This is a genomic window from Limnobacter litoralis (assembly GCF_030160455.1).
In the GTDB taxonomy this organism is placed as follows: Bacteria; Pseudomonadota; Gammaproteobacteria; order Burkholderiales; family Burkholderiaceae_B; genus Limnobacter; species Limnobacter litoralis.
The window spans coordinates 1-2,329 of the sequence record NZ_BSOJ01000041.1; the positions used below are offsets into that span (position 1 = coordinate 1).

Below are 2,329 nucleotides of genomic sequence, written 5' to 3' on the forward strand. Positions count from 1 at the left end.
CCAGTTGACTAGTCACCAAGGTGCTTTTCTTGTTGTGCCTGTCATCGAAGAATTCCAGCAAGTCACGCCGGTTGGTGTCGGTGAAGGCATGCATGCCCCAATCATCAAGCACCACCACTTCGGCCTTGGCCAACTGCATCAGCACCTTCACATACCGTCCATCTGCCCTTGCAATTGCCAGTTCCTCCAGCAGGCGTGGCAGGCGGTAGTACAGCACGCTGCATCCATGGCGGGCCGCTTGCGTTGCCAGTGCGCAGGCCAGGTACGTTTTACCCACTCCCGTGGGGCCAGTGAGCACAATGTTCTGGTGTTCATCAATCCATTGGCAAGTCAGTAGTTTGGTGATGAGGGATTTATCCAGCCCGCGTTGTGAGCGCAGGTCGATGTTCTCAGGGCTGGCCTGTTGGCGCAGCTTTGCACGGCGAAGCCGCCCAGATAGCAAACGGTTCTGCCGTTCGGTGTGCTCACGGTCAACCAGTAAGCCCAGTCGTTCTTCAAAGCCCAGGCTTTCTATTTCTGGCAAACGGGTTTGTTCCTGCAATCCCTTGGCCATGCCGGTGAGTTTCAGGGCTTGCAGTTTGTCGATGGTGGGGTGTTTCAACATGATGATTTCTTTAGCCTTTGCGGTATCTGGCAACTCGCAGGCGAGTTGCCAATTGTTTGGGTGGATGTTTGTTCGATGACTGTGTTTGTTCAATGGTAGTAATCCGCACCACGCACATTGCTGTGGTGCTCGGGCAGCAAGGCTTGTTGGCTTTGTGGCTCAGTCGCCTTTGCTTTGCCAGTCTTCAGAATGGAGCTGATGGAGCGGTAGTTGGCTGAGTTGATTTGCAGTGCCAACTCGCAGGCCTGCTCCAGTGCCTCTTTGCCATGCGTGTTGATGTGACGCAGAATGCCCACGCAGGACCGGTACGCTTGTTCTGGATATTTGCGGGTATTCAGTTGCTGCTCGACCACGGCCAAGGTGCATGGGCCTATCTTCTGGGCTTGAATTCTGAACTTGGCCGGTGTCCAGTCTGCAATGGCCTTGTGGTTCGCCGGCATGTGCTCTGATGCTGTGGTGTGACGCGCCTTGCTGTGTTTGCGCAGGTGGCTTGCAATGCGTTTGCCCTTCAGATACGCCTCTACTGTCTTCTCACCAATGCGCACCAACACTTCTTCTTTAGCGTGTTGATAGGGCACAGAGTAATAATGCCCATCGACTTCTACGTGGTAGTCAATGCCCACACGGCGTTTTTGCCAGTCGGCAAACTCATAAGGTTGGCTGGGCAGTGGCAACAGCTCGGGTTTGTCCAAACTCGCGAAGGCACTGTGGCGGCTGCCGGGCATCTTCTTGAAGGGGCGTGTGTTCAGGCTGGCCAGCAGCGTTGCGATGGTGCGGTTCAGTGCGTTCAGGCTGAAGAACTTCTCGTTGCGCAAGGCCGCAATAATCCAGCGCTCGGCAATCAGCACCGCACCTTCCACCTTGGCCTTGTCCTTCGGTTTGCGCACCCGAGCAGGCAGAATGGCAATGCCATAGTGGCGGGCCCAGTCCGCATAGGTTTCGTTGATGGTGGGCTCAAAGAACACGGCGCGCGTCACACCGCTCCTTAGATTATCCGGCACCACACAGCGCGGGCTGCCACCAAAGAAGTTCAATGCTCGCACATGTGAGCCCACCCAGTCGGCAATACTTTGGGTCCAGGTGGCCTCAGCGAAGGTGTAGTTTGATGCACCCAGCACGGCCACAAACAGTTGAGCGTGGCGAACCTCGCCCGTGGCACCGTCCACCACATCAATGGTGGTGCCGGCATAATCCACAAACAGTTTGTCTGCCGGTGCATGGTGCTGGCGCATGCTCACGTTGAGCTTGCCCACCCATTTCCTGTAGTGCTCACAGAATGTGCTGTACTCCAGTCCATCCGAGTGGGCTTGCTTGTACTCACGCCACAGCAAATCCATGGTGACGTGCTTACGTTTTAATTCGGTGTGGATGTGGGCCCAATCTGGGTGCGGGCGCTTAATGGCGCTGTGGGTTTGGAGCGGAAACAGTCGGCGCTCAAGCGCCTCGTGGCCAATCTCAAGGCCATTTGCATAAGTGAGGCCAGCAATTTCGGCTCTGCGCAAATAATCTGACACCGTAGTGGGGCTGGCTTTAATGGTGTTGGCGATTTGCCGTTTGGTAAATCCCAACTGCTCACGAAGTCGCAGTGTTTCTAAAATCTTTCTCATGGATAACCGTCGATTAGGCATGGGTGTGGCCCCTGAAATTTGGTTGGAAACCAAGCAGGGTGCCACGGTTATCCGCGGGCGGTTTTAAGTGTCCAGTTTCAGCCAGAAATCATGTCCA

The 2,329-nt window shown here is 55.3% G+C and carries 2 protein-coding genes; both read right to left on the minus strand.

Translation table 11 applies throughout. The features are described 5' to 3' along the window. Positions 1-604 (minus strand): IS21-like element helper ATPase IstB (istB, locus tag QQJ87_RS14570; RefSeq protein ID WP_284282628.1); only part of this gene is annotated, 604 nt, incomplete at its 3' end. An 89-nt stretch (positions 605-693) separates the two neighbouring features. Then, on the minus strand, positions 694-2,232 hold the full coding sequence (gene istA / locus QQJ87_RS14575) for an IS21 family transposase (protein ID WP_284282630.1): 1,539 nt from the start codon (positions 2,230-2,232) through the stop codon (positions 694-696). Positions 2,233-2,329 lie beyond the last annotated feature (97 nt).